This is a genomic window from Rathayibacter sp. VKM Ac-2857, assembly GCF_013205025.1.
Lineage (GTDB): Bacteria > Actinomycetota > Actinomycetes > Actinomycetales > Microbacteriaceae > Rathayibacter.
The window spans coordinates 690,487-717,382 of record NZ_JABMLE010000003.1 but is presented as its reverse complement, the minus strand read 5'-3'; the positions used below and the strand labels follow the sequence as shown (position 1 = coordinate 717,382).

The window sequence follows — 26,896 nt, the reverse complement described above, 5'->3', positions numbered from 1 at the left end:
GCGGGCCTCCTTCGCTCGGCTCCCCCTATTCAACCGGGTCGGCGGCGCGACCGTCACCGGACGGCCCGCGTCTCGACCTCGACACCGAGGGCCGCGCGCTCGGCCCGGGCGAGCACGTAGGCGCCCGCCGCCAGGTCCTGCAGGCCGATGCCGACGGAGTTGAACACCGTCACGTCGTCGCGCGACGAGCGCCCCGCGGTCCGGCCGGTCAGCACCTCGCCGAGCTCCGCCACGTCGGCGGGCCGGAGCCCGGAGCGGCGCACGTTGTCCGACTCCGAGAAGGCGATGCCGCGGGTGTCGACCACGACCCGGTCCGCGCGTGCGAAGGCGTCGGCGCCGAGCTCGCGGTAGCCGTGGCGCGGCGGCGAGCCGACCGCATTGACGTGCACGCCGCCGGCGAGCCAGGCCGGGTCGAGCAGCGGCTCGACCGACGGCGTCAGGGTGCAGACGACGTCGGAGCCGCGCACCGCGTCCGCCAGGCCCTCCGGCGCCGTGGCCGGGACGCCGTTCGCGACGAGCTCCGCGGCGAGCGCCGTGGCGCTGGAGCCGGACGGCGACCAGACCCGTACCTCGTCGAGCTCGAGCACCGAGCCGAGGGCGAGCGCGTGCTCGCGGGCGAGCGGGCCGGCGCCGACCAGGGTGAGGATCCGGGAGTCGGGCCGAGCGAGGGCCGACGTCGCGAGCGCCGAGACCGCCGCCGTCCGCAGCCGCGTCAGCGCGCGGCCGTCGATCAGCGCCAGGCACTCCGCGGTGTCGGCCGAGTAGAGCGACACCGTCGAGCGCTGCGGCGGCAGCCCGCTCGCGCGGTTGCGCGGGGCGTCGATCAGCAGCTTCACCGAGGCGAGACCGAGGTACGGCGCGAAGGCGGCCATCGGGACGGCGGCGGGCCCGTCGGCGCTGGCGTCGCCCGGGATCCGCAGAGCCTCGGGCACCGGCTGCACCGCGCCGCCGTCGGCGAGCGCCCGATGGGCGTCGGCGAGCGCGGCGATCAGACCGGGCCACTCGGTGAGCGCCTCGCACTCCTCCGACGTGATGATGCGTGTCGACATGTGATCCTCCTGCGCTCATTCTGTATGCACTGCCGGGACGAGCGCATCCCGAGATTGACGAGCGGGGCATGGCAGTTCGGTATCCAGAAAGAGGTCTTCAGCGCGAAATATGCCGCTCTTTCCGGCAATCTGCGGGATTTGCGGATACAGATCCTCGGCGAAGTGTTTACACGTCCGAAACCTCCCGAGACGCGCACGAAACAGAGATCGCGCAATTCTGTATACCGACAGCACGACGGACACTCACTCGAACGGAGGCGGCGCGATGGGCCCCTACCTCGTCAGACGACTCGCCCAGGGTCTCGCGACGATCTTCGCCGTCGTCACGATCGCCTTCGGGCTGGGCCGCCTCAGCGGCAGCCCCGCGGCGCTCCTGCTCACCGAGAACGCGTCGCCCGAGCAGATCGCCGACCTGAACCAGCGCCTCGGCTTCGACCTGCCGCTCTGGCAGCAGTACCTCCGCTACCTCGGCGGGCTCCTCACCGGCGACTTCGGCGACTCCTACCGCCAGGCGGGCGTCTCCTCGATGCAGCTGGTGCTCGAGCGGCTCCCCGCGTCGCTCTCGCTCGGCGCGGTCGGCCTGGTGCTCGGCCTGGCGCTCGCACTGATCGCCGGAGTCGTCATCCAGCTCACCCGCTCCCGCGGGCTCCGCGCCCTCTCGCTCGGCCTCGGCTCGACCCGCCAGGCGATCCCCGACTTCTTCTTCGGCCTGCTGCTGGTGCTGGTCCTGTCGGTCTGGCTGGGCCTGCTGCCCTCGCTCGGCAACCGGGATCCGCTGGCGATCATCATGCCGGCGCTCACCATCGCGACGGGTCAGTTCGTGCTCTACACCCGCCTGCTCGACAACGCACTGACCGAGCAGTCGACGCAGGACTACGCCCGCACCGCCTTCGCCCGCGGCGAGAACCGGTTCCGCGTGGTCGTCGGCGAGCTGCTGCCGAACGCCTTCCTGCCCGTGCTCACCGTCGCGGGCATCAGCCTCGGCTCGTTCCTCGGCGGCCTGGTCATCGTCGAGAACGTCTTCGCCTGGCCCGGGATGGGGCAGCTGATGCTCGGCGCGGTCTACTCGCGCGACTTCCCGGTCGTCCAGTCGGGACTGATCGTCGTCGCCCTGCTGTTCATCCTCGCCAACCTGCTCGTCGACCTCGTGTCCGGGCTCATCGATCCCCGAGTGAGGCTCGCATGACCACCACCGAGATCATCCGCACCGGCGCCCTGCGCGCCGGCATCACCACCGCCTTCGCCCGCGGTCGCCGGGTGCCAGCGCTGCAGGTCCTCGGCGCCGCCATGGTCGCCTCGATCGTCCTCTTCTCCCTCGTCTACCCGCTCCTGCCCGGCTACGACCCCTTCGCGCAGGACCTCTCGAAGGTGCTCGCCGCACCCGGCGCCTTCGCGGAGCACTGGCTGGGCACGGACGCGCTCGGCCGCGACGAGGCCAGCCGGCTCGCGCTCGCCGGCCGGGTCACGCTCGGGATCGTCCTGCTGATCGTGGTCGTCAACAGCCTCGTCGGCATGGCGGTCGGCACCTGGTCGGGCTACGTCGGCGGCAGGACCGACAACGTGCTGATGGGGCTGGCCGACATCCAGCTCGCGATGCCCGTGATCCTGGTGCTGATCGCCCTGGCGGCCTCGCTCGGCCCGAGCGTCTGGCTGATGATCACCGTGCTCGCCGCGACCTACTGGGTCGGCTACGCTCGCGTCGCCCGCAGCACCGCGATGGCGCTGCGCGACCGCGACTTCGTCCTCGCCCCGCGGATCCAGGGCGCGGGCGGGCTGTGGACCGTGCGGCGGCACATCGTGCCGAACGTGGCGGTGCAGATGATGATCCTCGCCTCCAGCGACATCGGCGCGGTCATGCTGCTCACCTCCTCCTTCGACTTCCTCGGCCTCGGCGTGCAGGCGCCGACGCCCAGCTGGGGACTGATGATCAGCGAGGGCCAGGACTACGTCCGCCAGGCGCCCCACCTCGCGATCATCCCCGGCGTCGCGATCTTCCTCACGGTCGCCGGCACCAACCTGCTGAGCCAGCGCTTCACCGCCGAGGGCTCGGCCACCACTGTCCGACGCACGTCACGACGATCCGTGAAGCGGAGCCTCCGATGACCACCACCGCCTCCCCCGAGGACCGCGCGGTCCTCCTCGACGTCCGGAGCCTCAGCGTCGGCTACACCGACGAGCACGGCGACACCGTCGTCCTCGTCGACCGCGTCTCGTTCACCCTGCACGAGCGCGAGGTCCTCTGCCTCGTCGGCGAGTCCGGCTCGGGCAAGAGCGTCACGATGCTCGCCGTGCTCGGCCTGCTCCCCGCGGGGCTCGAGGTGCTCGGCGGCACCGTGCACTACCGCGGCCGCGACGTGCTCGGGATGCCGGAGCAGGAGCTGCGGGGCCTGCGCGGCAGCGAGCTCGCGATGATCTTCCAGGACCCGATGACGGCCCTCAACCCGGTCAAGCGGGTCGGCGGCCAGATCGGGCGGGCGCTGAAGGTGCACGACCGCTCGCTCGGCCGCGCCGAGGTGCGGCGCCGGGTCACGGGCCTGCTCACCGACGTCGGGGTCCCCGACCCGGAGCAGCGCGCCAAGGCCTACCCGCACCAGTGGTCGGGAGGCATGCGGCAGCGCGCCGTCATCGCGATGGCGATGGCGAACGAGCCGTCGGTCCTGATCGCCGACGAGCCGACGACCGCGCTCGACGTCACCATCCAGGCGCAGATCATGACCGTCCTCGGCACCGTGCGGGCGAAGACCGACGCGGCGATGGTGCTCATCACGCACGATCTCGGCCTCGTGGCCGAGGTCGCCGATGTGGTCTGCATCCTCTACTCCGGCCGCGTGGTCGAGCGGGGCTCGGTCTGGGACGTCTTCGCGCACCCCACGCACCCGTACACGGCGGGGCTGCTCGGCAGCCTGCTCTCGGCCGAGCACAGTGGCGACCGGGTCTACGCGATCCCCGGGTCGCCGCCGTCGCCGCAGAACCGCCCGCGCGGCTGCCCGTTCGCGCCGCGCTGCGAGCTGCCCGCCAAGTCGGAGCTCTGCACGCAGCTCGAGCCGCTGCTCGAGGACGTCGGAGGCGACCAGTGGGCCGCCTGCCACTTCGCACGGCAGACCCCGCGGTTCGCCGCCGAGGTGACGGCGTGAGCGCGGCGGTGCCGAAGGACGCGGTGCTCAAGGACGCGGTGCTGAAGGTCGACGACCTGCACGTGCGGTTCCGCCAGCGCACGGGCCTCCGCTCGCGTCGCGTCATCGACGCCGTCAAGGGCGTCTCGTTCGAGCTCGGCCGCGGCGAGACCCTCGGGCTCGTCGGCGAGTCCGGCTGCGGCAAGTCGACCCTCGTCCGCACGATCTTCGGCCTCAACCCCGTCGCGAGCGGCTCGATCGAGGTGCTCGGGCGCCGGCTCGACACCCTCTCCAGCCGCGAGCGCCGGAGCGTGCAGAACCGGATGCAGCTGGTGTTCCAGGATCCGTACTCGGCCCTGAATCCGAGGCTGACGGCGCACGAGATCGTGGCGGAGCCGCTGCGCATCGCCGGCCGCTACTCCCGCGACCGCGTGGTCTCGCTCCTCGACGACGTCGGTCTCGGCACGGATGCGCTCGAGCGGCGCCCCGGCCAGTTCTCGGGCGGGCAGCGCCAGCGGATCGGCATCGCCCGCGCCCTGGCCCTCGAGCCCGACGTGCTGGTGCTCGACGAGCCGGTCTCGGCCCTCGACGTGTCGGTGCAGGCGCAGGTCATCAACCTGCTGAAGGACCTGCAGGCCGCACGCGGACTCTCCTACCTCTTCATCGCCCACGACCTGGCCGTGGTGCGCTACCTCTCCGATCGCGTCGCGGTGATGAACCGCGGCGAGTTCGTCGAGGTCGGCACCCGCGACCAGGTGTTCGACGCCCCCGCGCACCCCTACACGCGCTCGCTCCTGGACTCGATCCCCCTCTCCGACCCCCGGCAGCGCCCCGACGCGCCGGCCGCCTCCCCCCTCGCACCCGCCGCATCTCCGACCGAAGGAATCAGCCGCTCATGACCAGGAACCGGGCCACGCCCGTCATCGCCCTCACGACCCTCGCGCTCACGATCGCGGCCCTCACCGGCTGCTCGGGCGCCTCGAGCGGAGCCTCGGCCGACCGCGACATCGTCATCGGCCAGGTGGCGGAGCCGGAGAGCGCGCCGGACCCGATCATGGACGGGTCGCTCGCGGGCTACAACTACTACTACAACGTCTTCGACCAGCTGACGAAGCTCGACGCCGACGGGGCGATCGAGCCCTCGCTCGCCACCGAGTGGACGCCGAGCGAGGACCTCACGACGTGGACCTTCACCCTCCGCGACGACGCGACGTTCTCGAACGGCGACCCGGTCACGGCCGGCGACGTCGCGTTCACCTACAGCACGATCCTGGCCTCGCCCGACTCCGACAACCTCGGCTACCTGGGCGTGCTGCAGTCGGTCGAGGCGACCGACGACTCCACCGTCGTCTTCACCCTGAACGCGCCCTTCTCGCCGTGGCCGTCGATCACGACCGCGATCTCGATCGTGCCCGAGAAGGTCTACACCGAGCTCGGCTCGGAGGGCTTCGCCGCCGCCCCCGTCGGCAGCGGCCCGTTCCGCTTCGTCAGCTACACCCGCGGCGTCGAGTACGTCATCGAGAGGAACCCCGACTACTGGGGCGAGGAGCCCGAGGTCGAGAAGGTCACCTTCCAGACCGTCGGCGACTCCGACGCACGGCTGAACGGAGTCTCGTCCGGCAGCCTCGACATCGCGCTCATCTCGCCCAACCAGGTCGACTCGCTCAGCGGGAGCGGCGTCGACGTCGCCTCGCGCACCGCGAACGGCGTGACCTTCCTCGGGATGAACTCGAGCACCGGAGTGCTCGCGGACGCGCGCATCCGCCAGGCGGTCTGGCTCGCCATCGACAAGCAGTCGCTGGTCGACGGCGTGCTCAGCGGCCGTGCGGTCGCGAACGACCAGATCGTCGCTCCGGACGTGACCGGCCACGCCGACATCGACGCCACCGAGTACGACCCCGACGCCGCGGAGGCGCTCCTCGCCGAGGCCGGCTACAGCGGCGAGACCATCCCGCTGCAGTACGCGACGGAGGGGCGCATCCCGCTCTCGTCCGAGATCGCGCAGGCGATCGGCGGCTACCTCGAGGCGGCGGGCATGACGGTCGAGCTCAAGGGCACCGACCAGGCGAGCCTCTCGAACATCATCTACGGCACCGTCTCGGTCGAGGGCCTGTACCTCAACACCTGGGCGCCGTCGACGATGGACGGCGACATGCCCGCCACGAACCTCTTCGCGGGCGGCCAGAACGACTACGCGAAGGCGCCCGAGCTCGCGGCCCTCGTCGAGAAGCAGCGCACCGTGACCGGCGACGAGCGCACCGCGGTGTTCGCCGAGATCGCGCAGACCAACATCGACAACGCGTACATCGACCCGCTGTTCACCCCGGACGCCGACTACGCGGTCGCTCCCGGCCTCGACTGGACGCCCCGCGCCGACGGCGAGTACGTCCTGAGCGACGTGACGTTCACGGACTGACCGCGACGGGTCTCGAGACGCCCCTGCGGGGCTGCTCGACCAGCCCGCGCCGCGGCGGCTCACGCAGATCGACCAGCCCGCGCCGCGACGGCTCACGCAGATCGAGCAGCCCGCGCTGCGGCGATCCATGCTGATCGAGCAGCCCGCGCAGCGGCGATCCATGCTGATCGAGTAGCCCGCGCAGCGGGCGTATCGAGATCCCCTTCCTCCACCCCCTCACCCGAAAGGCCCTGCACATGCCGCACTCCACGCTCCTCCGCGACGTCCGCCCCTGGGGAGGCGAGGCGCGCGACGTCGTCGTCGACGAGACCGGGATCGTCGCGATCAGCGCGGTCGGCGAGGGCTCGACCGGCGAGGGAACGGCCGCGGTGGTCGACGGCCACGGCGGGATCCTGGTCCCCTCCTTCTCGGACGTGCACGTGCACCTCGACTCGACGCGGCTCGGCCTGCCCTTCCGGCCGCGGACCGGCGAGGAGGGGCGCTGGGGCCGGATCATGAACGACCGCGCGCACTGGCGCAGCGCCGAGGCGCCGGTCGCCGAGCGGGCCACCACGACCCTCCGGACGATGATCGAGAAGGGCGCGACCCGGGTCCGCAGCCATGCGCAGGTGGACGCCGACTCCGGACTCGAGAAGTTCGAGGGCGTGCTCGCCGCCCGCGAGGCGCACCGCGACCGCAGCGATGTCGAGATCGTCGTCTTCCCCCAGGTCGGCGTCTTCGTGGAGCCCGGAGTGGTCGAGCTGCTCGACGAGGCCCTCTCGCTCGGCGGCGACCTGATCGGCGGCATCGACCCCTGCGAGATCGACCGCGACCCGGTCCGCCACCTCGACGCCGTCTTCGCCCTCGCCGAGAAGCACGACGTCGGACTCGACATCCACCTGCACGAGCGCGGCTCGCTCGGCCTCTTCTCGATGGACCTGATCGCCGAGCGGATCCGCGCGCACGGACTCCGGGGCCGCGTCTCGATCTCGCACGCGTTCGCCCTGTCCTCGCCCGCGCGCGGAGTCGCCGCCGCCATCGAGACCCTCGCCGAGCTCGACGTGGCGCTGACCACGATCGCGCCCGGGCACGGCGCCGAGCTGCCGCTGCTCGATCTCCTCGCCGCCGGTGTGCGCGTCGGCCTCGGCATGGACGGCCAGCGCGACTACTGGTCCCCGTGGGGAAACGGCGACATGCTCGAGCGGGCGTTCCTGCTCTCGCACGGTCAGGGTTTCGACAACGACGTCGACATCGAGCACGCGCTCGCCGTCGCGACCTGGGGCGGTGCCTCCGTCATCGACGGCGGGCTGCGCCGGCTCTCCTCCGCCGCCGATCGCCCCGGCCTCGCCGTGGGCGACCCCTCCGAGCTCGTCGTCCTGCGGGGCGACACCCCGACGGCCGCCGTGATGGACCGCGACCCGGACCGCCTGGTCCTGCACCGCGGCCGGGTCGTCGCCTCGGGCGGCGCCCTCGTCTGACCTCTGCGGGGGCGCACCCCTGCCGGTCGAGCAGCCGCGGAGCGGTCCCCTTCATGCTGGTCAAGTAGCCGCGGAGCGGTCCCCTTCATGCTGGTCGAGTAGCCGCGGAGCGGTCCCCTTCATGCTGGTCGAGTAGCCGCGGAGCGGCGTATCGAGACCCATGTCTCTTCGACGGTGGATCTCGATACGCCCTCTGCGAGGGCTACTCGATCAGCATGAAGCGGGCACCCTCTGCGAGGGCTACTCGATCAGCATGAAGCGGGCACCCTCTGCGAGGGCTGCTCGATCGGCATGAAGCGAGCACCGCGTGCGGACCCGCCCCTCCCCCGGGAGGCGGCGGGTCTTCGGCGTTAATGCACGATCGTTACCGAAGCGGCCGGAACGCTGTTGCGTCACAAGAATTGTTCACGGTAACATTTTGCCCAGGACGCACCCGGACGTGTCATCGCGCAACGGGCGTCCACCGCACATCCTGCACTCACTGCACCTCGGGCGCCAGGCCCGCACTGCACTCATCACATCCGGGCCCCTGGGCCCGCACCCCACGGGCGCTCCCGCGCGTCCGTGATCTCAAGGAGGAGATCCATGTACAACACGAGGCGTTTCGGCCAGTTCCTCGGATTCGCAGCAGTCGGCGCACTCGCGCTCGGCCTCGCCGGCTGCTCCGGCGGCTCGGACACCGCCGCCGGCGGCGGAGGCGACGACGTCACCACCATCGGCTTCGTGGCCGTCGGCCCCGAGGGCGCGTGGCGTCAGGCGAACGAGACCAACATCGAGGAGACCTTCACCGCCGACGCGGGCTACGACCTCAAGTACGCCCCCGCCACCAACGGCGACCAGAAGTCGCAGATCGACTCCTTCACGTCCTTCGTGGACGAGGGCGTCGACATCATCCTGCTGTCGGCCACCGAGGGCTCCGGCTGGGAGGACTCGCTCGAGCGCGCTCAGGAGGCCGAGATCCCGGTCATCCTGATCGACCGCGGCATCGAGCCGGACAACACCGACCTCTACGTCACCCGCATCGCGCCGGACAACATCGCGGTCAGCACCTCGGTCGCCGACTGGGCCAAGAGCAGCTTCCCCGACGGCGCCAAGTACTTCACCCTCGAGGGCCCCGCCGGTGTCTCGGTCGTCAACGAGCGCAACGAGGGCTGGGACGAGGTCATCGGCGCCGACTCCGCCTTCACCAAGGTCGGCGCGCAGACCGCCAACTGGTCCACCGAGGAGGCCAAGAGCGTCTTCGAGACCGTCCTGAAGTCGAACAACAACGACGTCCAGATGGTCTTCGCCCAGAACGACGAGATGGGTCTCGGCGCGGTCCAGGCCGTCCAGGAGGCCGGCCTCACCCCGGGCGTCGACGTCAAGATCGCCACGATCGACGGCACCAAGAACGCCCTGCAGGCCCTCGCCGACGGTGAGCTCAGCTTCGTCGCCGAGTACAACCCGCTCTTCGGCGACACCGCCCTCGACGCCGTCGAGAAGACCCTCGCCGGCGAGACCGTCGAGTCCTCGATCGTCGTCCCGAGCGAGACCTTCGACTCGCCCGAGGCCGCGGCGACCGCCCTGCCCGACCGCAAGTTCTAAGCAGCACACCCCACCAGGGGCGACCGGGGCCCCACGCGGGTCCCGGTCGCTCCGTCCTCCGGCGCAGAGCAGCGCCACTCGAGAACGGAACGACGCGACATGGCGGATTCGCCTCCGATCGTCGAGATGAAGAACATCTCGATCAGCTTCCCCGGCGTCAAAGCCCTCGACGGTGTCGACTTCCGCCTGTTCCCGGGCGAGGTCCACACCCTCATGGGCGAGAACGGCGCCGGCAAGTCCACCCTCATCAAGGCGCTGACCGGCGTCTACAAGATCGACAGCGGCGAGATCGTCGTCGGAGGGACCCCGCGGCGCCTCGCCGGCACCGCGGACGCGCAGGCGGCCGGCATCTCGACCGTCTACCAGGAGGTCAACCTCTGCACCAACCTCAGCATCGGCGAGAACGTCATGCTGGGCTACGAGGTCCGCGGCCCCTTCGGCATCAACTGGCGCGCGACCCACGACGCCGCCAAGCGCGCCCTCGAGCGCCTCGGCCTCGGCCACCTCGACCCGCGCCGCCCGCTCTCCTCGCTCTCGATCGCGATGCAGCAGCTGGTCGCGATCAGCCGCTCCACGGTCAGCGAGTCGCGCGTGCTCATCCTCGACGAGCCGACCTCGAGCCTGGACGCGAACGAGGTCGAGAACCTCTTCGTCGTCATCCGGCGCCTCCGCGAGGAGGGCGTCGCGATCCTGTTCGTCTCGCACTTCCTCGACCAGGTCTACGCGATCAGCGACCGCCTCACCGTGCTGCGCAACGGCACCTACGTGGGCGAGTACCTCACCCACGAGCTCGACCGCACCTCGCTGATCTCCAAGATGATCGGCAAGGACATCGCCGCCCTGCGCTCCCTCGACTCCGAGCGCGCGAACAGCGACCACCTCTACCGCGAGGCCCCGCTCTACTCCGCGAAGGGCCTCTCCAAGAAGGGCTCGATCGAGGCGACCGACCTCACGCTGCACCGCGGTGAGGTCGTCGGCTTCGCCGGTCTCCTCGGCTCCGGCCGCACCGAGCTCGCCCGCCTGATCTACGGCGTCGACAAGCCCGACACCGGCGAGATCACGCTGCACGGCAAGAAGATCGACGTCGCGACGCCGACCGCCGGACTCGCGCACAAGATCGCGTTCTCGAGCGAGAACCGCCGCGACGAGGGCATCATCCGCGACCTCTCGGTCCGGGAGAACCTGATCCTCGCCGTCCAGGCGAAGCGCGGCTGGGCCCGCCCCCTCTCCAAGAAGGAGAAGGACGAGATCGTCGCGAAGTACCTGGTCGAGCTCAACGTGCGCCCCGCAGACCCGGACCGCCCGATCAGCAAGCTGTCCGGCGGAAACCAGCAGAAGGTGCTCCTCGGGCGCTGGCTGGCCACCGCCCCGGAGATCCTCATCCTCGACGAGCCGACCCGCGGCATCGACGTCGGAGCGAAGGCCGAGATCCAGGAGAAGGTCGTCGCCCTGGCCGGCGAGGGCGTCGCCGTGGTCTTCATCTCGTCCGAGCTCGACGAGGTCGTCCGCCTCAGCGACCGCATCATCGTCCTCAAGGATCACCGCGTGATCGCGGAGATCCTCAACGGTCCCGCTGTCACTGCGGAGTCGATCGTCACTACCATCGCCGCAGAGGGAGTCGTCGACGAGGACGTCGTCGTTCTCGAAGGCGCCACGCAGGAGGCCGCATCATGAGCAGCGACACGCGACCGGACCGGGGCTCGCTCCTCGCGGGTCTGATCCGCCGTCAGTACTTCTGGGGAGCCGTGGCCATCGTGCTGCTGCTGCTCGTCAACGTCGTCAAGGACCCGAGCTACCTCGGCGTCACCGTCAGCCCGACCACGGGCTACCTCGTCGGCAACGTGATCGACATCGCCCGCGCCGCCGCCCCGATCCTGATGATCGCGGTCGGCATGTGCCTGGTGGTCGCGACGGGCGGCATCGACCTCTCGGTCGGCTCGATCATGGTCGTCGCCGGCGCCGTCTCGATGGAGTTCCTCAACGCCCAGGGCGCGCCGGACTCGCTCGGCGCCGCCGCGGCCGCCTTCGCGCTCGCGCTGCTGGTCGCCGGAGTGCTCGGTGCCGTGAACGGCATCCTGGTCTCGGTGGTGGGGCTGCAGCCCTTCATCAGCACGCTCGTCGTGATGCTCGCCGGCCGCGGCCTGGCGAAGGTCATCACGGGCGGCCAGAACACCGCCGCGACGAACGAGCCGTTCCGCTGGCTCGCCAACGGCTACGTCTTCGGACTCCCCGTCGTCTTCCTGCTCGCCATCGCGATCGTCGTGGTCGTCGGAGTCCTGGTGCGCCGCAGCGCGCTCGGCCTGATGATCGAGGCCATCGGCATGGACCCGAAGGCGGCCCGCCTCGCCGGCATCAACCGCCGCGGCCTGCTGATGACCGCCTACATCGGCTCCGGCGTCCTCGCCGGCGTCGCGGGCGTCTTCGCCACCGCGAGCGTGATGACGGTCGACGTCTCGCGCACCGGCTACCAGCTCGAGCTCGACGCGATCCTCGCGGTCGTGGTCGGCGGCACCTCCCTCGCGGGCGGCAAGTTCAACATCACGGGCGCGGCCGTCGGAGCGATCCTGATCGCCACCCTCGACAAGACCGTCGTCTTCCTCGGCGTCTCGTCCTCCGCGACGCCCGCCTTCAAGGCGATCGTCATCGTCGCCCTCTGCCTGCTGCAGTCGGAGCGGGTCCGCTCCGCCTTCAAGAACCGTCGCGAGGCGCGCCGAAGCGTCCCGCAGAAAGAGGCGATCCCCGCATGAGCGCCGTGCTGACCCGACCCGCCCCTCCGGCGAAGTCGAACCGCTCCTCCGCCACCTCGTGGCTCAGCCAGCACCTCGACAAGCTGCCCACCCTCGCCGCCCTGGTGATCTTCCTGGGCATGATCGTCTACGGCGAGATCGCCTACGGGCGCATCCTCCAGGCGAGCACGATCTCGAACCTGCTGATCAACAACGCGCACCTGATCATCCTCGCCGTGGGCCTCACCTTCGTGATCCTCACCGGCGGCATCGACCTCTCGGTCGGCGCGGTGATCGCCTTCACCAGCGTCAGCGGCGTGCTGCTGATCAACAGCGGCTGGAACCCGTGGCTCGTGATGCTGCTGATGGTGCTGATCGGCTCCGCGTTCGGGCTGATCTCGGGCGTGCTGATCCAGTACTTCAACGTCCAGCCGTTCATCGCGACCCTCGCGATGATGTTCCTGGCCCGCGGTCTCGCCTCGATGCTGAGCACGGTCCCCGAGCGCCTCCCCGAGGACTCGGCCGTGCTGTCGCTCGCGACGCCGATGAAGCTGATCGACGGACCGAAGGTCAACGACTTCGTGATCAGCCCCGGCGTGATCATCGCCGTCATCGTCGTCGCCGCTGCGTTCTTCGTGCTGCACCGCACCCGCCTCGGCCGGACGGTGTACGCGATGGGCGGCTCGGAGCCGTCGGCCGCGCTGATGGGCCTGCCCGTCGTCCGGACCAAGCTGCTCATCTACGTGATCAGCGGCACCCTCGCGGGCCTCGCCGGCGTGGTCTACACCGCCCGCCTCGGCAGCGCGCAGAACATCACCGGCACCGGCTGGGAGCTCGACGCCATCGCGGCGACCGTCATCGGCGGCACGCTGCTCACCGGCGGCGTCGGCTTCGTCCTCGGCTCCGTGATCGGCGCCCTCGTCCTCGGCCTGATGAACGTCCTGATCACCCGCGACGGCGGCATCCCGCCCGAGGCGACCACCATCATCACCGGCGGCATCCTGCTCGTCTTCGTGCTCCTGCAGCGCGCGGTGATGGCCCGCAACCGGACCTGACGCCCGGCCGCAGCCCACTCGATCCGTCACGAACGGTCGCCTCGGAACGCTCGGGGCGACCGTTCTCGACGTCTCGCGCGGGTCGAGCGCGGGTCGAGCGCGGGTCCGAGAATTCGTGACAGACTGCCGTCGCGTTGACGTCAACATCGTGTTACCGTGAACATCGCCGGTGCGTGCCGGAGCCTTTCCCTTCAGCAATGGTGCCGAACTAGGAGCAAGTGCGATGAAGCCCTTCCTGCGACCGGTCGTCCTCGTGACGGCACTCGCACTCACCGTCCCGCTGCTGACGGCGCAGTCCGCCGCAGCCGCCCCGGCCGACGATCTGATCCTCCGCTACGCGCTCGACGAGACGAGCGGCACGGTCGCCGTCGACAGCTCGGGCAAGGGGCGCAACGGCATCCTCTCCGGCGGCGCGGTCGCCTCGGGCGCCGCGGGCGTGACGCTCGACGGCGTCGACGACTTCGTCAAGCTGCCGAACGACGTGCTCGCCGGCCTCAGCTCGATCACCGTCAGCACCGAGGTCCTGGTCAAGCCGAGCCAGGGCACCCCGTACTTCATCTGGGGCCTCGGCAACACGACGAGCAACGCCGGCAACGGCTACCTGTACACGACGGGCAACAGCTACAAGGCCTCGATCGCGACCGGCAACTGGACCACCGAGCAGACCGTGAACTCGGGCGCCGACCTCGCCCGCGGCGTCTGGAAGACGCTCACCTACACGCTCGACGACGCCTCCGACACCGCGCGGCTCTACCTCGACGGCACCCAGGTCGCGCAGCAGACCGGCGTGACGATCACCCCCGGCGCCATCGGCGGCGGCAGCACCACCGCGAACGCGATCGGCCGCTCGGTCTACACCGGCGACAAGTTCCTGGCCGGCTCGGTGCGCGACTTCCGCCTCTACAGCAGCGCGCTCAGCGCCGCCGACGTCGCCACCCTCCAGGCGAGCGACGCCACGCGCACCACCCGCGACGCCGCCGCGCTGACCCTCGGCGACCTCTCCGCGGTGACCGCGAACCTCACCCTGCCGACCACGGGCGCCAACGGATCGGCGATCGCCTGGTCCTCCAGCAACACCGCCGTCGTCTCCTCGAGCGGAGTCGTCACCCGGCCGGCCACGGGCAGCGCCCAGGCCGTGCTCACCGCCACCGTCACCCGCGGCTCCGCGACGCAGACGCGCACCTTCACCGCGACCGTGCCCGCGCAGAACACGAACGCCGATGCGCAGAAGGCGCTCGACGCCCTGAGCATCGTCAACGCCGGCGACGTCCGCGGCAACGTGACGCTGCCCGCGAAGGCCGGCGCCTACGACGTCTCCTGGGCCTCCTCGAACGCCGTCGTCGTCAGCACCACCGGCGTCGTGAAGCGCCAGGCCGCGGCCACCGCCGTCACCCTCACCGCGACGATCGCCGGCACCACCGCCACCCGGCAGCTCCCGGTCACCGTGACCGCCGCGCCCGCGAACCTCGACACCGAGTACGACGCGGGCTACCTTTGGACCCACTTCGCGTCGACCGACTACGAGAAGATCTACTTCGGCTCCAGCACCGACGGCCTGCACTGGTCGAAGCTCAACAACGACAAGGCCGTGCTCGCCAACCTCGCCGGCACGCTCGGCGTCCGCGACCCGCACCTGGTCCGCTCCCCCACGGGTGACGAGTACTGGATCCTCGGCACCGACCTGCACGCCGAGGGCACCGCCGGCGGCGGCTCCTGGGACCAGGTGAACGCCAGCCAGAAGCTCGTCGTCTGGCGCTCCACCGACCTCGTGACCTGGGGTCAGCAGAACCTCGTCTTCGCCGGCGCGCCGAACGCGGGCAACGTCTGGGCGCCCGAGGCGATCTGGGACGAGGCCACCGGCCAGTACTACGTCTACTGGTCCGGCCGCGACAAGACGCAGGTGAACACGGACGACTGGGCGCTGCGCGTCTACGTCAGCACCACCCGCGACTTCCAGACCTTCTCCGCCCCGACGGTCTGGCTCGACGAGAACTCGCCGACCAACAACGCCGACGGCCCGAACATCATCGACACCACCATCGCGGTCGAGAACGGCGTCTACTACCGCTTCTCCACCTCCGACTGGCGCACCGTCGTCGACAAGGCGACCAGCCTGGCCGGCCCCTGGACCCGCGTGATCGCCCGCGGCGAGGAGACCTCCCGCGGCCTCGCCGACCACCTCGAGGGCCTCACCGTCTACCAGCTGCCCGACGGCCGCTGGGTCGTGATGGGCGACTCGTTCGGCTACTCCGCCTACGTCACCGACACCCTCGCGGACATGCGGTTCACGGCGCTGCCGGTGGGCACGACCGGAGCGAACACCTACTCCTTCTCGAAGCCCTTCCGTCACGGCTCGGTGCTGCGGCTCTCCAGCGCCGAGGAGGCCCGCCTGAACGCGGCCTACGGCGGCACGACCGCCGGACCGACCCCGAAGCCGGTGAACGCGAAGGGCGAGATCCTCCGCTACTCCTTCGACGGCGGCTCCGGCACCACGGTGCAGGACGTCTCGGGCAACGGCCAGAACGCGACGATCGTCTCGGGCGGCGCCTGGCAGACCGGCTCGGTGAAGCTCGACGGCACCGACGACTACATCAAGCTGCCGGACAACCTGCTCGCCGGCGTCACCGACGTCACCGTGCAGACCGAGGTCTGGATCGACCCCGCGCAGAGCGGCGCCTACTTCCTCTACGGCCTCGGCAACACGACGAGCGGCGCGGGCGACGGCTACCTGTTCACCTCGGGGAACAACTACCGCACCAGCCTCGCGACCGGCAACTGGACCACCGAGCAGACCGTCTCCTCCGGCTCGGCCCTGCCCCGCGGCCAGTGGGCGCAGCTGACCTACACGCTCTCCGGCACCACCGCGACGCTCTACCTCGACGGCGTCCGCGTCGGCGGCGGCACCGTCACGGCCGACCCGAAGGACATCGGCGGCGGCACGACCACGGCCAACTCCATCGGCCGCTCGAACTACGACGCCGACAACCGCTTCCGCGGCCAAGTCCGCGAGTTCGCCCTCTACAACCGGGCGCTGAGCTCGGCCGAGGTGCTCGCCTCCTCCGGCAACACCACCGTGCTGGCCGACGTGACGCTGACCGGCGACGTGCTGAAGACCGCACCGATCGTCGACCAGGCGACCCGCACCGTCACCCTCCCGGTGAAGCCCGGCACGGATCGCTCGAAGCTGACCGCCACCTACTCCACCGCCGCGGGCGTCACCGCGAGCCCCGCCTCGGGCACCGTCCGCGACCTGCGCACCCCGCAGACCGTCGTGCTGACCCCGGCCGGCGGCGGCGCGACCACCACCTGGACGCTCAAGGCCGTCGAGATGAAGAGCCCCGTCCTCCCGGGTCTCTACGCCGACCCGAACATCGCGGTCTTCGGCGACACCTACTACCTCTACGCGACCTCGGACGGCTTCCCCGGCTGGGGCGGCAAGACCTTCTACGCCTGGTCGTCGAAGAACCTCGTCGACTGGACCCGCTCCGCGCAGCCGATCCTCACCCTGGACGGCGCGAACGGGAACGTCCCGTGGGCGACCGGCAACGCCTGGGCGCCGACGATCATCGAGAAGGGCGGGAAGTACTACTTCTACTTCTCCGGCCACAACGCGGCGCTCGACCGCAAGACCATCGGCGTCGCCGTGGCGTCGAGCCCGATGGGCCCGTTCACCGCGCAGCCGACCGCGATGATCACCAACGGCGAGTCCGTGAAGTCCGGCCAGGCCATCGACCCGGCCGCGTTCACCGACCCGGCCACCGGCAAGAGCTACCTCTTCTGGGGCAACGGCGCACCCGTGTACGCCGAGCTCTCGGACGACATGCTCTCGGTCAAGGCCGGCACCATCAAGACGATCTCGGGCCTCACGGACTTCCGCGAGGGCGCGTTCATGAACTACCGCAACGGGCTCTACCACCTGACCTACTCGATCGACGACACCGGCTCCGAGAACTACAAGGTCGGCTACGCGACCTCGACGAGCATCGACGGACCGTGGACCTACCGCGGCGTGATCCTGGAGAAGGACCCCTCGCAGGGCATCCTCGCCACCGGCCACAGCTCGATCGTCAACGTCCCCGGCACCGACGACTGGTACATCGCCTACCACCGCTTCGCCATCCCCGGCGGAGACGGCCAGCACCGCGAGACGACCATCGACAAGGTGACCTTCGACCCGGCGACCGGCCTGATGCAGAAGGTCGTCCCGACCCTCACGAGCGTCAGCCCGCAGACGGTGCCGACCGCGGCCCCCGCGATCACGGCGACCGCCACCGCCTCGACTCGCTGCGTGCAGGGCAAGGTCGTCCTCTCGGTCGTCGCGACGAACCCGAACGCCTTCCCGGTGAAGATGGTCGTCACCTCGACCTCGGGCTCCAAGACGTTCGAGGAGGTCGCCGCCGGCAAGAGCGTGACCCACTCCTTCACGACCCGCACCGCCGCGCTGCCCGCCGGCTCCGCGACCGCGACGGCCACCGCGTTCGTCGCAGGCAAGCCGGCCACCGCCACGGCCACGGCGCCGTACGCGGCGGCGAGCTGCGGCTGACGCGCGGTCGCCCCTCCTTCCACCACCCGACACCACTGACCCCACACCACTGAACCGGACGGCGACGACGCCGTCTCGAGAACGGAGAACACCCGCTATGAACACCCGATCCCTCCTCACCCGTGGCGCTGCCGGCATCGCCGGAGGCCTGCTCCTGCTCGGCGTCGCCGGGACCGCGTTCGCCGCCGAAGTCGAGCTCGGCAACGACGACGTCGACGTCAACGTGCAGATCGCGCCACTCACCACGCCCGGCTCGCTCTCGATGACCGTCGCGAGCGACTCCACCGCCCTGACCGAGAACGGCTCGACCAGCGTGGTCCGCCAGTTCACGGGCACCCTGCCCACGGTCACCGTCACCGACACCCGCGACGCCGCCGACATCCCCGACGGCGCCGGCTGGTACGTGCTCGGCACCGCGAGCGACTTCGTCTCGTCGACCGGTGACACCATCGGCGCCGAGAACCTGGGCTGGGCGCCGAACCTGATCGACGGCGGCGACTCGGGCCTGGTCGCCGAGGGCGACGTCGTCGACACCGCCATCGACGGCGGCCCCGACGGCGTCGGCCTCGTCGACCAGGAGCTGCTCGCCATCACCAACGACAGCGCCGGAGTCGCCGAGGAGGGCTCCTGGACCGCCAACGCGGCCCTGACCCTCAAGACCCCGACCACCGTCGACGCCGGCGACTACAGCTCGACGCTCACCCTCTCCCTCTTCGAGTGAGCCCAGCGGCCGAGAACCGCACCCTCATGCTGGTCGAGCAGCCGCCGCAGGCGGCGCCCATGCTGGTCGAGTAGCCGCCTCCGGCGGCGCCCATGCTGGTCGAGTAGTCGCCGCAGGCGGCGTATCGAGACCCACCCTCCTGAACACGGTGGATCTCGATACGCCCGCTGCGCGGCCTACTCGATCAGCATGAAGCGGCCCCGCCCGCGGGCTGCTCCTGCAGCGGTTCTAAGCGACGGCCTGCGCTGTGCATGCTGGTCGAGTAGCCGCCGCAGGCGGCGTATCGAGACCCACCCCGTGAGAACCTGGACTCCCCATGACCTCCGTGCTCCGCGCCCTCCTCGCCGTCCTCGTCGGCGCGCTCGCGCTCTCCGCCGCTCCCCCGGCCCTCGCCGCCGCGACCGACCAGATCACCTGGGCGGTCAGCCCCGCGACCGACGGCGCCGTCGACAAGCGCTCCTGGGTCGAGCTCGACCTCGACCCCGGAGCCACCGCCGACGAGCAGGCCGCCGTCCGCAACCTCAGCGACCAGACCGTCACCTTCCGCATCGACACCGCCGACGGCTACTTCACCGACAAGGGCCGCTTCAACATGCTCCCCTCCGACCAGGAGTCCGTCGACGCCGGCACCTGGATCACCGCCCCCGAGACCGTCACCGTCGAGCCCGGCGGCACCGGCATCGTCCCCTTCACCGTCACCGTCCCCGACGACGCCGAGCCCGGCGACCACGCCGCCGGCATCGCCGCCTCCCTCGTCTCCGTCGGCACCGACGTCGGCGGCTCCTCCGTCGGCGTCGAGAGCCGCATCGGCTTCCGCGTGATGACCCGCGTCACCGGCGACGTCGCCCCCGCCGTCGCCGTCGAGAACCTCACCGGCGACTACCGCCTGTCCTGGAACCCCTTCCAGCCCGGCTCGCTCACCGTCACCGCCGACATCGTCAACACCGGCAACGTCCGCCTCCTCCTCGACGGCAGCGCCACCGCCCAGAGCGCCACCGCCCCGCTCGTCGCCGCCGACGCCGCCCAGCAGGAGCTCCTCCCCGGAGACCGCCGCGCCGTCACCCTCCAACTCGACGACGTCTGGCCCCTCTTCGCCGTCGGCACCGACCTCACCGTCGCCCCCACCGTCGTCACCCCCGACGGCCTCGACCCCGTCGACATCGCCCCGCTCACCGAGTCGACCACCACCGCCGCCGTCCCCCTGCCCCAGCTCGCCGTCCTCCTCGGCCTCGCCCTGATCCTCGCCGCGCTCCTCGCCGGCCGCACCCGCTCCCGCCGCCGCGTCGCCACCCTCGTCGAGCAGGCCAAGGAGGAGGGCCGCCGCGAGGCCGCCCACCAGCCCTCCTGACGTGTCTCCTCCCCTCCGCGAGATGCCACTTGTGCGCGCTCTCCTCGGCGTGTCGCGCTCATAAGTGGCATCTCGCGGCGGCGGGAGGGTGTTGCGCGGGCCACCCGGAGGTCTACTGTCGGGCGTGCTGCCGCTCGATGACGCGCGCTTGACCGGATCCCCGCAGATGCAGCCTCTGACTCCGGGCGTGAACTCCCCCCTCGGGACCTCTCCCCCGAGCTCCCCCCTGAGCGCGGCCCTACCCCGTCGCGCACGATCCGGAGCGATCATGTCGGCTCTGCGGGCGGCACTCGCCCTCGTCCTCGTCCCCCTGCTGACCGCCGGTGTCGTGCAGGCGGCGGATCCACCCGCGTCGGCACTGCCCTCCGCCTCGGCGATCCTCGAGAAGACGTCGCTCGCGGCTGACTACTACCGCCCGATCCTCCGCCTCGCCCCGGTGTCGACCCTCGCCGGCTGGTCGTGGGCGACCTTCGCGCAGGGCGAGAACGCGATGTACTCGGCGTCCGGGAATCCCGCCTACCTCGCGGACGGGATGACCTGGGGCGGCCTCACCTCCTGGAAGGTCGCGACGACCGGGCTGGACCCGGACGACCTCAAGGCCGGGCAGGTCTACCACGCGCTGAACGACTCCGACCCGCGCGCCTCGCTGACCTCGATGGACGCCCGGATGGCGCAGGGGCTGGCGACCCTCCCGCTCGACCAGTACGACTGGTCGGACGCCCTCTTCATGGGGCTGCCGAACTGGGCCTCCTGGTCGAAGCGGAAGAACGACCCCGCCTACCTCGCCAAGATGGACGCCCTCTACGAGTGGTCCCGCGACCAGGGCGCGACGAGCGACCGCTGCGCAGGGCGGGCGGTGCCGCAGTCCGGGCTCTTCGACGCCGCCGAGGGGCTCTGGTACCGCGACTGCCGCTACGTCGGCGTGCCTGACGTCGGCGGGAACAAGGTCTTCTGGGGCCGCGGAAACGGCTGGGCGATGGCCGCGATGGCCGACGTGATCGATGCGCTCCCCGCGGGCGACGCGCGCGCCGTCCCGTACCGGGCCATGCTGCGGACGATGGCCGCCCGCGTCATCGGACTGCAGGGCTCCGACGGGCTCTGGCGATCGAGCCTGCTCAACAGCAGCGCTTTCCCCGCGCCCGAGACGAGCGCGACCGCGCTGTTCGCCTACGCGCTGGCCTCCGGGATCTCCTCCGGCACCCTAGACCGGGCGGTCTACCTGCCCGCCGTCACGCGTGCGTGGCAGGGATTGACGACCGTCTCGCTGAAGCCGAGCGGCTTCGTGAGCGGCTGCCAGTCGGTCGGCTTCCAGCCCGCCGGGAGCTACACCGCGGCCGCGCCGCGCACGGCCGCGACGGCGACCTCGGCCGGCACCCTGATCGCCGACTCGCCGCCCTTCTGCGTCGGCGCCCTCCTGCTCGCGGGCAGCGCCATCGCGGCGCTGGGCGGCGGATCGACGCCGACGCCGACCGTGACGCCGACAGCCACCGCCATTCCGACACCGACACCGACACCGACACCGACGGCCACCGCGACTCCGACCCGCACGCCCACCCCCACTCCCACCCCGACGCCCGGCGTCTCCGGACCGGGTCGCTACCAGGAGTCCTCGCCCGCCCTCACCCGCTCCGGCACCTGGACGACCCTCAAGGCCGCGTCCGACGACGGCGGCGGCTCGGCCTACAGCACGGGCGCCACCGCGACCGCGACGATGACGTTCACCGGCACCGGCGTGCAGTGGATCAGCCGGCTCTCGCCCTCCGGCGGCATCAACGAGGTCTACCTCGACGGCGTCCGCGTCGCCCGGATCGACCGCTACAGCAGCACGACGCAGTACCGGCGGACCGTCTGGACCAGCGCCGTGCTCCCCGCCGGCGTGCACACCGTCTCGTTCCGCGCCACCGCCGACCGCAACCCCGCCGCGAAGGGCAGGACCCTCCTCCTCGACGCCGTCCTCATCACGGGCTGACCCTCCCTCCCTCCCGCGAGATGCCACTTGTGCACGCCTTTCACGGCGTGTCGCGTGCACAAGTGGCATCTCGCGGAGAGGGGGGGGCTACTGGTACGTCACGAGGTCGGGGAGGGGGGCGACCTGGGACATGGTCTGGGCGGGGGTCAGCATCGGGAGGTCCTCGTCGTAGAAGTTCTTCCAGCCCCAGGCGATGCCGTCGGGGGCGCCCTCGTGCAGGGCGTTCCAGGTGGCCTGCTTGTCGGGCTGGCCGCCCTGGCCGTCGACGTGGATGAGGAACTCGAGCTCGGGGCGGTCGCGGCGGATGCTGCCGCGGTCCTGCAGCATCGACAGCCGGAACTGGTGCAGCACGAACATCTTCGGCGGCAGGCCCTCGCGCTGCACGAGATCGGCGAGCCAGCTCGAGACGCTGTCGACCTCGGCGGCCTGGACGCGGCCGATCTGCGCGAGCGGCACCTCGTCGGGGGCGAGGCGCCACTCCGGGTCGAGCGCGAGGCCGACGTTCGGCAGCCGCAGCAGCTCCTCGTAGGCCTGCGCCTGGCTGAGGAAGTCGGAGCGGCCCGGCTGCAGGTCGAGCACGACGTACATCCCCGCCGCGGCGGCCGCGTCGATGTAGGGGCGGATGCCCGACGGGTCGAGCTCGTTGGAGTAGTCGCCGTCGCCGCCGGCGCTGCCCGCCGCGACCGTGGTGATGATCTCGAGGCTCGGCACCACCTGCAGATCGGTGAGCGAGCGGTACGGCTCGGCCACCGCCTCCGCCCGCGCGATGGTCGCGTCGAGGCCCTGCTCGCCGAGCACGCCGAGGACGGGCGCGCCGGGCGTGCCGTAGATCGCGACGAAGAGGTGCCCGCCGAAGAGGCGCTGGCCCCCGCCGGGCAGCTGCCAGCCGCTCGCGGCGGCGCGCACGGACCACTCCGGCAGCGACTGGGCGGCGAGCACCGGGCCGAGCAGAAGGGTGCAGGACGCGCCAGCGTCGGCGATCGCGGTGACGGCCGGACCCGAGGCGAGCAGGTCGGTCACGCTGTCGGCGACGAGGGTCACCGGGACGCCCGCGGCGCGCGCGTTCGCGACGGCGGCGACGTCGGCCGTCTGGGCGAGGGCGGTCACGCCGGTCAGCGAGTCGGCCCGTGGGGGCAGCGCGCCGAACGGCGGCTCCGCGGGGGTACCGGGCGCGAGGGCGACGAGGGCCGCGACGTCGAGCGCGCCCACCGCGACTCCGGTCGCCTCCTCGATCGCGGCGGCCTCGGCGGCGGCGGACACGGTCTCGACGCCCGCGTGCTCGACGACGGTCCCCACGGCGAGGATCCGGGTGGTGCCGAGGCGGGAGAGCTCGGCGTCGACCGGCGAGTCCGACGGCGCGGGCGAGGCCGTCGCGGTCGCCGTCGACGCGGCACCCTCCACCAGCAGCGGCACGCCCCAGGCGATGCTCACCTGCGCGGCGAGCAGCACCGACGCGGGCACGTCCTCCACCACGACGACGAGCGGCGCCGCGGTGAACAGCAGAGCGCTCGCGCTCGCGGCGTCCGCGGCGAGCGCCACCGGACCGGCGGGCGCGGCGGCCTGCGTGCGCGGCGCCTCCTGCGGCTCGGAGTCCGAGGGGGACGCGGAGTCGAAGGTGCAGGCGCTCAGCAGCGGCAGGACGGCGAGCCCGCCGAGCACGACGCCGCGGCGGGTCAGGCCGCGGCGGGACAGCCGATCGAGGGCGGGGGAACCAGGGGTCTCGGGGGGCATGCGCGGACCTCTCCTCTCGGAGCCGGCGGGCTCACTGGTGCGCGGTGGGTCTCGCTCCAGTGTCGCAGGCGCCGCCCCCCTCCCGTGGGACCGGGGCGCCGGTCAGACCGTGCGCGGCGCCTTCGCCAGGTTGGCCTCGAGCTCCTCGCGGTTCTGCCGCACCACGTAGGCGGGGCGGTCGCGCTCGACGCGCCACGACTCGCTCAGCGGGGTGATCGCGACGGTGTCGAAGCCGAGGCGGTCGTAGAGGTCGGTGACGAAGTGCACGGCCTCCGGGTAGTCGCTCGATGTGGCGAGAGCGCGGCGGTCGTCGCTGCCGGCGGGCGTGCCCGTCGTCGTGATGTCGGCGGCCATGATGTGGTTGAACGCCTTGACGACCTTCGAAGTCGGGAGGTGCTTCTGCAGCATCTCGCTGACCGTCGTCTCGCCCTTGTCGAGCGCCTCGATGCGGCCGTCGCGCTCGAAGTAGTAGTTGTTCGTGTCGAGCACGATCTTGCCGGCGAGCGGCTCGACCGGCACCTGCTCGAGGTTCTTCAGCGGCACGGTCACGACCGCGATCTCCGCGGCCTCGGCCGCCTCCTGCGCCGTGGCGGCGCGCGCCTTCGGGCCGAGCTCCGCGATGAGGTCGGCGAGGGTCTCGGGACCGCGCGAGTTCGCGATCACGACCTCGTCGCCCTGGGCGAGGACCGCGCGCGCGACCTGGCTGCCGATGTTGCCTGCTCCGATGATTCCGTAAGTGGTCATGGGGAAGGGAACGCCCGCGGAGGGGAGGAATTCCGTCCCACGGCGCACTCCCACGCCGCGTCCAGGCACCACCGGGGTGCGCCGCCGCGATAGGTTCGAGCGTCCGCTGACGAACGACCCCGGAGACCGCGATGCCGCAGTTCGACCTCCCGCTCGAGCTCCTCGAGCAGTACCAGCCCGACCTTCCGGAGCCCGAGGGCTTCGCGGACTTCTGGCGCGAGACGATCGCCGAGGCCCGCGGCCTCGCGACCGAACCCGTCTTCGAGCCCGTCGACGCCGGCTTCCCGCTCCTGGAGATGTTCGACGTCACCTTCTCCGGTTTCGGCGGCCACCCGATCCGCGGCTGGCTGATCCTCCCCCGCGGCGTCGAGGGCCCGCTCCCCGCCCTGGTCACCTACATCGGCTACGGCGGCGGCCGCGGCCTCGTCGACGAGTGGACCGCGATGAGCGCCGCCGGCTACGCGCACTTCGTGATGGACACCCGCGGGCAGGGCTCCGGCCACCGCGGCGGCGTCACCCCCGACCCGGTCGGCAGCGGTCCGCACGTCAGCGGCTTCATGACCCAGGGCATCGAGTCGCCCGCCGACCACTTCTACCGCCGCGTCTTCACCGACGCGGTCCGCGCACTCGACGTGCTGCGAGCCCACCCCGCCGTCGATCCCGCGCGCGTCGCGATCTCGGGCGGCAGCCAGGGCGGCGGCATCTGCCTCGCCGTCGCCGGCATCGTGGGCCTGCTCGGCGAGTCGGAGTCGGCGCGCGCCGCGATCATCGACGTCCCGTTCCTCAGCCACATCGGCCACGCCGTCCGGATCGTGGAGACCATGCCCTACGGCGAGGTCGTGCGCTACCTGCGCACCCACCGCGGCTCGGAGTCGTTCGTCTTCGACACGCTGTCCTACTTCGACGGCACCTCGTTCGCCCCGCACGCCGAGGTCCCGGCGATGTTCTCCGTCGCCCTGCTCGACGAGATCTGCCCGCCCTCCACCGTCTACGCCTCCTACAACCGCTACGCCGGCCCGCGCGAGATCCGCGTCTACCCGTTCAACGGCCACGAGGGCGGCGAGGTGTTCCAGATCCGCGAGCACGTGCGCTTCCTGGCCCGCGAGCTGGCGTAGGCGCGGCCCGGCCCTGCCGACGCCGCTCAGCCCGACTGCGCGTCGAGCATCGCCGTGCCGATGCGGTCCTCCAGATCGGCCAGCTCGTCGAGGACGTCGACCGCGACCCAGGCCTGGTCCCGCTTCCGGTCGGTCAGCGGAGTCAGCACACCGACGGCGACGAGCTGCCCGATCGCCGCGCCGACGCTCGAGGGCGCCCGTCCGGTCAGCTCGATCGCGCGAGCGGTCGTGACGATCGGGTGGTCGAGGAGCCCGTCGAGGAGGAGCGCCGCCGCACTCCCCGCGCGCGGCCGGACGGCGGCCCGCCACGACGCCGGGAGCGCCTCGAGGACGGCGGCCGTCCGGGCCGATTCCGGAGCCGCGACCGCGCAGGCCCGCGCGAGCTCGTCGACGAAGGGCGCGAGCGCGCCGTCCCGGTAGTCGTTCACCAGCTCGAAGTAGCGCTCGCGATCCGCGACGAGCGCCGACGCCACGGGGACGACCGTGGTCCTCGTCAGCCCGCGACGGCGGAGGATCGCGGTGATCAGCGCTCGGCCGATGCGCCCGTTGCCGTCGGTGAAGGGGTGGATCGACTCGAACTGCGCGTGCGCGATCGAGGCCTGCACGATCGGATCGAGGTCGCTCCGATTCGAGAACCGGATCAGATCGGCCATCAGCGCCGGGACCGCCTCGGGCGGCGGCGGGACGTGCACCGCACCGCGCGGGGAGTGGTCGCTGCCGCCGATCCAGTTCTGCATCGGCCGGTAGGCCCCGGCGTACCGCGCGTCCACCAGGTCGTCGGCCATCAGGACCCGGTGCGCCGCGAGGATCGCCGCCTCGTCGATCACGCCGGTCCGGCCGGCGGCGTCGACCATGCCCGTCATCGCCTCGGCCGCGGCCACCATCGACGTCGCACTGGAGTTCGCCCGGATACCGATCGTGGCGCGGGCGTAGTCCTCGAGGCTCGCGTTCTCGTCTTCGATCTTGGAGGAGGAGACCGCCTCGGTCCGGAGCAGGAGCCTGCCGAGCACGCCGAGCCGGTTCCCGTACTCGGCGTCCAAGGCGACGACCGCGTGCCGCGCGTCGTCGAGGGCCGGCCGGGAGGCGGACGGCGGCTCCCAGGACGACTCCGCGATCAGCGGCGGCAGGGCGACCACGACCTCGCTGAGCATCCGGTCCGCGCGTGTGCCGGCTCGGACGGTCTGCCGCCAAGGGCGTGTCTCGTACTCGTGCGCCGGCCACTCGGACGTCATCGGGCTCCCTTCGACAACCCGAATCAGCGGGCGCGTTGTTTCGGCTTAACCGTACAACCCGAATCAGCGCCGTAGCTGTTTCGGGTTGCGGCG

The 26,896-nt window shown here is 71.6% G+C and carries 19 protein-coding genes; 15 read left to right on the top strand and 4 right to left on the bottom strand.

Annotated elements, in window-relative coordinates; genetic code table 11:
• Window positions 1–53 precede the first annotated feature (53 nt).
• Window positions 54–1,049 carry an ornithine cyclodeaminase family protein gene (locus HQQ86_RS16850; RefSeq protein WP_173289376.1) on the bottom strand — a complete coding sequence of 332 codons (996 nt, stop codon included), beginning with the start codon at window positions 1,047–1,049 and terminating at the stop codon, window positions 54–56.
• A 265-nt stretch (window positions 1,050–1,314) separates the two neighbouring features.
• Between HQQ86_RS16850 and HQQ86_RS16845 the strand changes: the two genes are divergently transcribed.
• From HQQ86_RS16845 to HQQ86_RS16780, 14 genes are all read left to right on the top strand, one after another.
• A complete protein-coding gene (locus tag HQQ86_RS16845) occupies window positions 1,315–2,235 on the top strand; it encodes an ABC transporter permease (protein ID WP_173289375.1) in 921 nt (306 codons plus the stop codon).
• On the top strand, window positions 2,232–3,152 hold the full coding sequence (locus tag HQQ86_RS16840; RefSeq protein WP_173289374.1) for an ABC transporter permease: 921 nt from the start codon (window positions 2,232–2,234) through the stop codon (window positions 3,150–3,152). Before HQQ86_RS16845 ends, HQQ86_RS16840 begins: the two co-directional genes overlap by 4 nt.
• The gene (locus HQQ86_RS16835; protein ID WP_173289373.1) at window positions 3,149–4,183 is read left to right on the top strand and encodes an ABC transporter ATP-binding protein; all 1,035 of its coding nucleotides are present in this window, start codon (window positions 3,149–3,151) and stop codon (window positions 4,181–4,183) included. The genes HQQ86_RS16840 and HQQ86_RS16835 overlap by 4 nt, the downstream gene beginning before the upstream one ends.
• Window positions 4,180–5,061 (top strand): ATP-binding cassette domain-containing protein, encoded by an 882-nt coding sequence (locus HQQ86_RS16830; protein ID WP_173289372.1) that lies wholly within the window; start codon window positions 4,180–4,182, stop codon window positions 5,059–5,061. Before HQQ86_RS16835 ends, HQQ86_RS16830 begins: the two co-directional genes overlap by 4 nt.
• The gene (locus HQQ86_RS16825) at window positions 5,058–6,578 is read left to right on the top strand and encodes an ABC transporter substrate-binding protein (RefSeq protein WP_173289371.1); all 1,521 of its coding nucleotides are present in this window, start codon (window positions 5,058–5,060) and stop codon (window positions 6,576–6,578) included. Before HQQ86_RS16830 ends, HQQ86_RS16825 begins: the two co-directional genes overlap by 4 nt.
• Before the next feature lie 236 nt (window positions 6,579–6,814).
• Window positions 6,815–8,035 carry an amidohydrolase family protein gene (locus tag HQQ86_RS16820; RefSeq protein ID WP_173289370.1) on the top strand — a complete coding sequence of 407 codons (1,221 nt, stop codon included), beginning with the start codon at window positions 6,815–6,817 and terminating at the stop codon, window positions 8,033–8,035.
• A 585-nt stretch (window positions 8,036–8,620) separates the two neighbouring features.
• A complete protein-coding gene (locus tag HQQ86_RS16815; RefSeq protein ID WP_173289369.1) occupies window positions 8,621–9,619 on the top strand; it encodes an ABC transporter substrate-binding protein in 999 nt (332 codons plus the stop codon).
• Window positions 9,620–9,718: 99 nt separating this feature from the next.
• Window positions 9,719–11,293, top strand: a complete 1,575-nt coding sequence (locus tag HQQ86_RS16810; protein ID WP_173289368.1) for a sugar ABC transporter ATP-binding protein — start codon at window positions 9,719–9,721, stop codon at window positions 11,291–11,293.
• Window positions 11,290–12,366, top strand: coding sequence for an ABC transporter permease (locus HQQ86_RS16805; protein ID WP_173289367.1), 1,077 nt, complete (start codon window positions 11,290–11,292; stop codon window positions 12,364–12,366). Before HQQ86_RS16810 ends, HQQ86_RS16805 begins: the two co-directional genes overlap by 4 nt.
• A complete protein-coding gene (locus HQQ86_RS16800) occupies window positions 12,363–13,400 on the top strand; it encodes a sugar ABC transporter permease (RefSeq protein WP_173289366.1) in 1,038 nt (345 codons plus the stop codon). The genes HQQ86_RS16805 and HQQ86_RS16800 overlap by 4 nt, the downstream gene beginning before the upstream one ends.
• A 223-nt stretch (window positions 13,401–13,623) precedes the next feature.
• On the top strand, window positions 13,624–17,943 hold the full coding sequence (locus tag HQQ86_RS16795) for a family 43 glycosylhydrolase (RefSeq protein WP_173289365.1): 4,320 nt from the start codon (window positions 13,624–13,626) through the stop codon (window positions 17,941–17,943).
• Window positions 17,944–18,040: 97 nt separating this feature from the next.
• The gene (locus HQQ86_RS16790; protein ID WP_173289364.1) at window positions 18,041–18,664 is read left to right on the top strand and encodes a hypothetical protein; all 624 of its coding nucleotides are present in this window, start codon (window positions 18,041–18,043) and stop codon (window positions 18,662–18,664) included.
• A 316-nt stretch (window positions 18,665–18,980) separates the two neighbouring features.
• Window positions 18,981–20,012 (top strand): DUF916 domain-containing protein, encoded by a 1,032-nt coding sequence (locus HQQ86_RS16785; protein WP_173289363.1) that lies wholly within the window; start codon window positions 18,981–18,983, stop codon window positions 20,010–20,012.
• A 268-nt stretch (window positions 20,013–20,280) separates the two neighbouring features.
• Window positions 20,281–21,981: a glycoside hydrolase family 88 protein gene (locus HQQ86_RS16780; RefSeq protein WP_173289362.1), complete on the top strand. Its 1,701-nt coding sequence runs from the start codon at window positions 20,281–20,283 to the stop codon at window positions 21,979–21,981.
• An 87-nt stretch (window positions 21,982–22,068) separates the two neighbouring features.
• On the opposite strand, the gene HQQ86_RS16775 is transcribed toward HQQ86_RS16780, so the two are convergent.
• On the bottom strand, window positions 22,069–23,712 hold the full coding sequence (locus HQQ86_RS16775) for a hypothetical protein (RefSeq protein WP_173289361.1): 1,644 nt from the start codon (window positions 23,710–23,712) through the stop codon (window positions 22,069–22,071).
• Window positions 23,713–23,814: 102 nt separating this feature from the next.
• A complete protein-coding gene (locus HQQ86_RS16770; RefSeq protein WP_173289360.1) occupies window positions 23,815–24,456 on the bottom strand; it encodes an NADPH-dependent F420 reductase in 642 nt (213 codons plus the stop codon).
• 131 nt (window positions 24,457–24,587) lie between these two features.
• Here HQQ86_RS16770 and HQQ86_RS16765 point away from each other — a divergent pair, with 131 nt between their 5' ends.
• Window positions 24,588–25,571: an acetylxylan esterase gene (locus HQQ86_RS16765; RefSeq protein WP_173289359.1), complete on the top strand. Its 984-nt coding sequence runs from the start codon at window positions 24,588–24,590 to the stop codon at window positions 25,569–25,571.
• A 26-nt stretch (window positions 25,572–25,597) separates the two neighbouring features.
• Here HQQ86_RS16765 and HQQ86_RS16760 read toward each other — a convergent pair whose 3' ends face one another.
• Window positions 25,598–26,803 carry a Fic family protein gene (locus HQQ86_RS16760; RefSeq protein ID WP_173289358.1) on the bottom strand — a complete coding sequence of 402 codons (1,206 nt, stop codon included), beginning with the start codon at window positions 26,801–26,803 and terminating at the stop codon, window positions 25,598–25,600.
• Between the last annotated feature and the right edge of the window lie 93 nt (window positions 26,804–26,896).

Bases quoted from the DNA above. Each gene is read 5' to 3' on its own strand.
- HQQ86_RS16780 (WP_173289362.1), top strand. From the start codon at position 20,281: ATGTCGGCTCTGCGGGCGGCACTCGCCCTCGTCCTCGTCCCCCTGCTG.
- HQQ86_RS16840 (WP_173289374.1), top strand. From the start codon at position 2,232: ATGACCACCACCGAGATCATCCGCACCGGCGCCCTGCGCGCCGGCATC.
- HQQ86_RS16765 (WP_173289359.1), top strand. From the start codon at position 24,588: ATGCCGCAGTTCGACCTCCCGCTCGAGCTCCTCGAGCAGTACCAGCCC.
- HQQ86_RS16785 (WP_173289363.1), top strand. From the start codon at position 18,981: ATGACCTCCGTGCTCCGCGCCCTCCTCGCCGTCCTCGTCGGCGCGCTC.
- HQQ86_RS16805 (WP_173289367.1), top strand. From the start codon at position 11,290: ATGAGCAGCGACACGCGACCGGACCGGGGCTCGCTCCTCGCGGGTCTG.
- HQQ86_RS16820 (WP_173289370.1), top strand. From the start codon at position 6,815: ATGCCGCACTCCACGCTCCTCCGCGACGTCCGCCCCTGGGGAGGCGAG.
- HQQ86_RS16850 (WP_173289376.1), bottom strand. From the start codon at position 1,049: ATGTCGACACGCATCATCACGTCGGAGGAGTGCGAGGCGCTCACCGAG.
- HQQ86_RS16775 (WP_173289361.1), bottom strand. From the start codon at position 23,712: ATGCCCCCCGAGACCCCTGGTTCCCCCGCCCTCGATCGGCTGTCCCGC.
- HQQ86_RS16810 (WP_173289368.1), top strand. From the start codon at position 9,719: ATGGCGGATTCGCCTCCGATCGTCGAGATGAAGAACATCTCGATCAGC.
- HQQ86_RS16795 (WP_173289365.1), top strand. From the start codon at position 13,624: ATGAAGCCCTTCCTGCGACCGGTCGTCCTCGTGACGGCACTCGCACTC.
- HQQ86_RS16835 (WP_173289373.1), top strand. From the start codon at position 3,149: ATGACCACCACCGCCTCCCCCGAGGACCGCGCGGTCCTCCTCGACGTC.
- HQQ86_RS16760 (WP_173289358.1), bottom strand. From the start codon at position 26,803: ATGACGTCCGAGTGGCCGGCGCACGAGTACGAGACACGCCCTTGGCGG.
- HQQ86_RS16825 (WP_173289371.1), top strand. From the start codon at position 5,058: ATGACCAGGAACCGGGCCACGCCCGTCATCGCCCTCACGACCCTCGCG.
- HQQ86_RS16770 (WP_173289360.1), bottom strand. From the start codon at position 24,456: ATGACCACTTACGGAATCATCGGAGCAGGCAACATCGGCAGCCAGGTC.
- HQQ86_RS16845 (WP_173289375.1), top strand. From the start codon at position 1,315: ATGGGCCCCTACCTCGTCAGACGACTCGCCCAGGGTCTCGCGACGATC.
- HQQ86_RS16815 (WP_173289369.1), top strand. From the start codon at position 8,621: ATGTACAACACGAGGCGTTTCGGCCAGTTCCTCGGATTCGCAGCAGTC.
- HQQ86_RS16790 (WP_173289364.1), top strand. From the start codon at position 18,041: ATGAACACCCGATCCCTCCTCACCCGTGGCGCTGCCGGCATCGCCGGA.
- HQQ86_RS16800 (WP_173289366.1), top strand. From the start codon at position 12,363: ATGAGCGCCGTGCTGACCCGACCCGCCCCTCCGGCGAAGTCGAACCGC.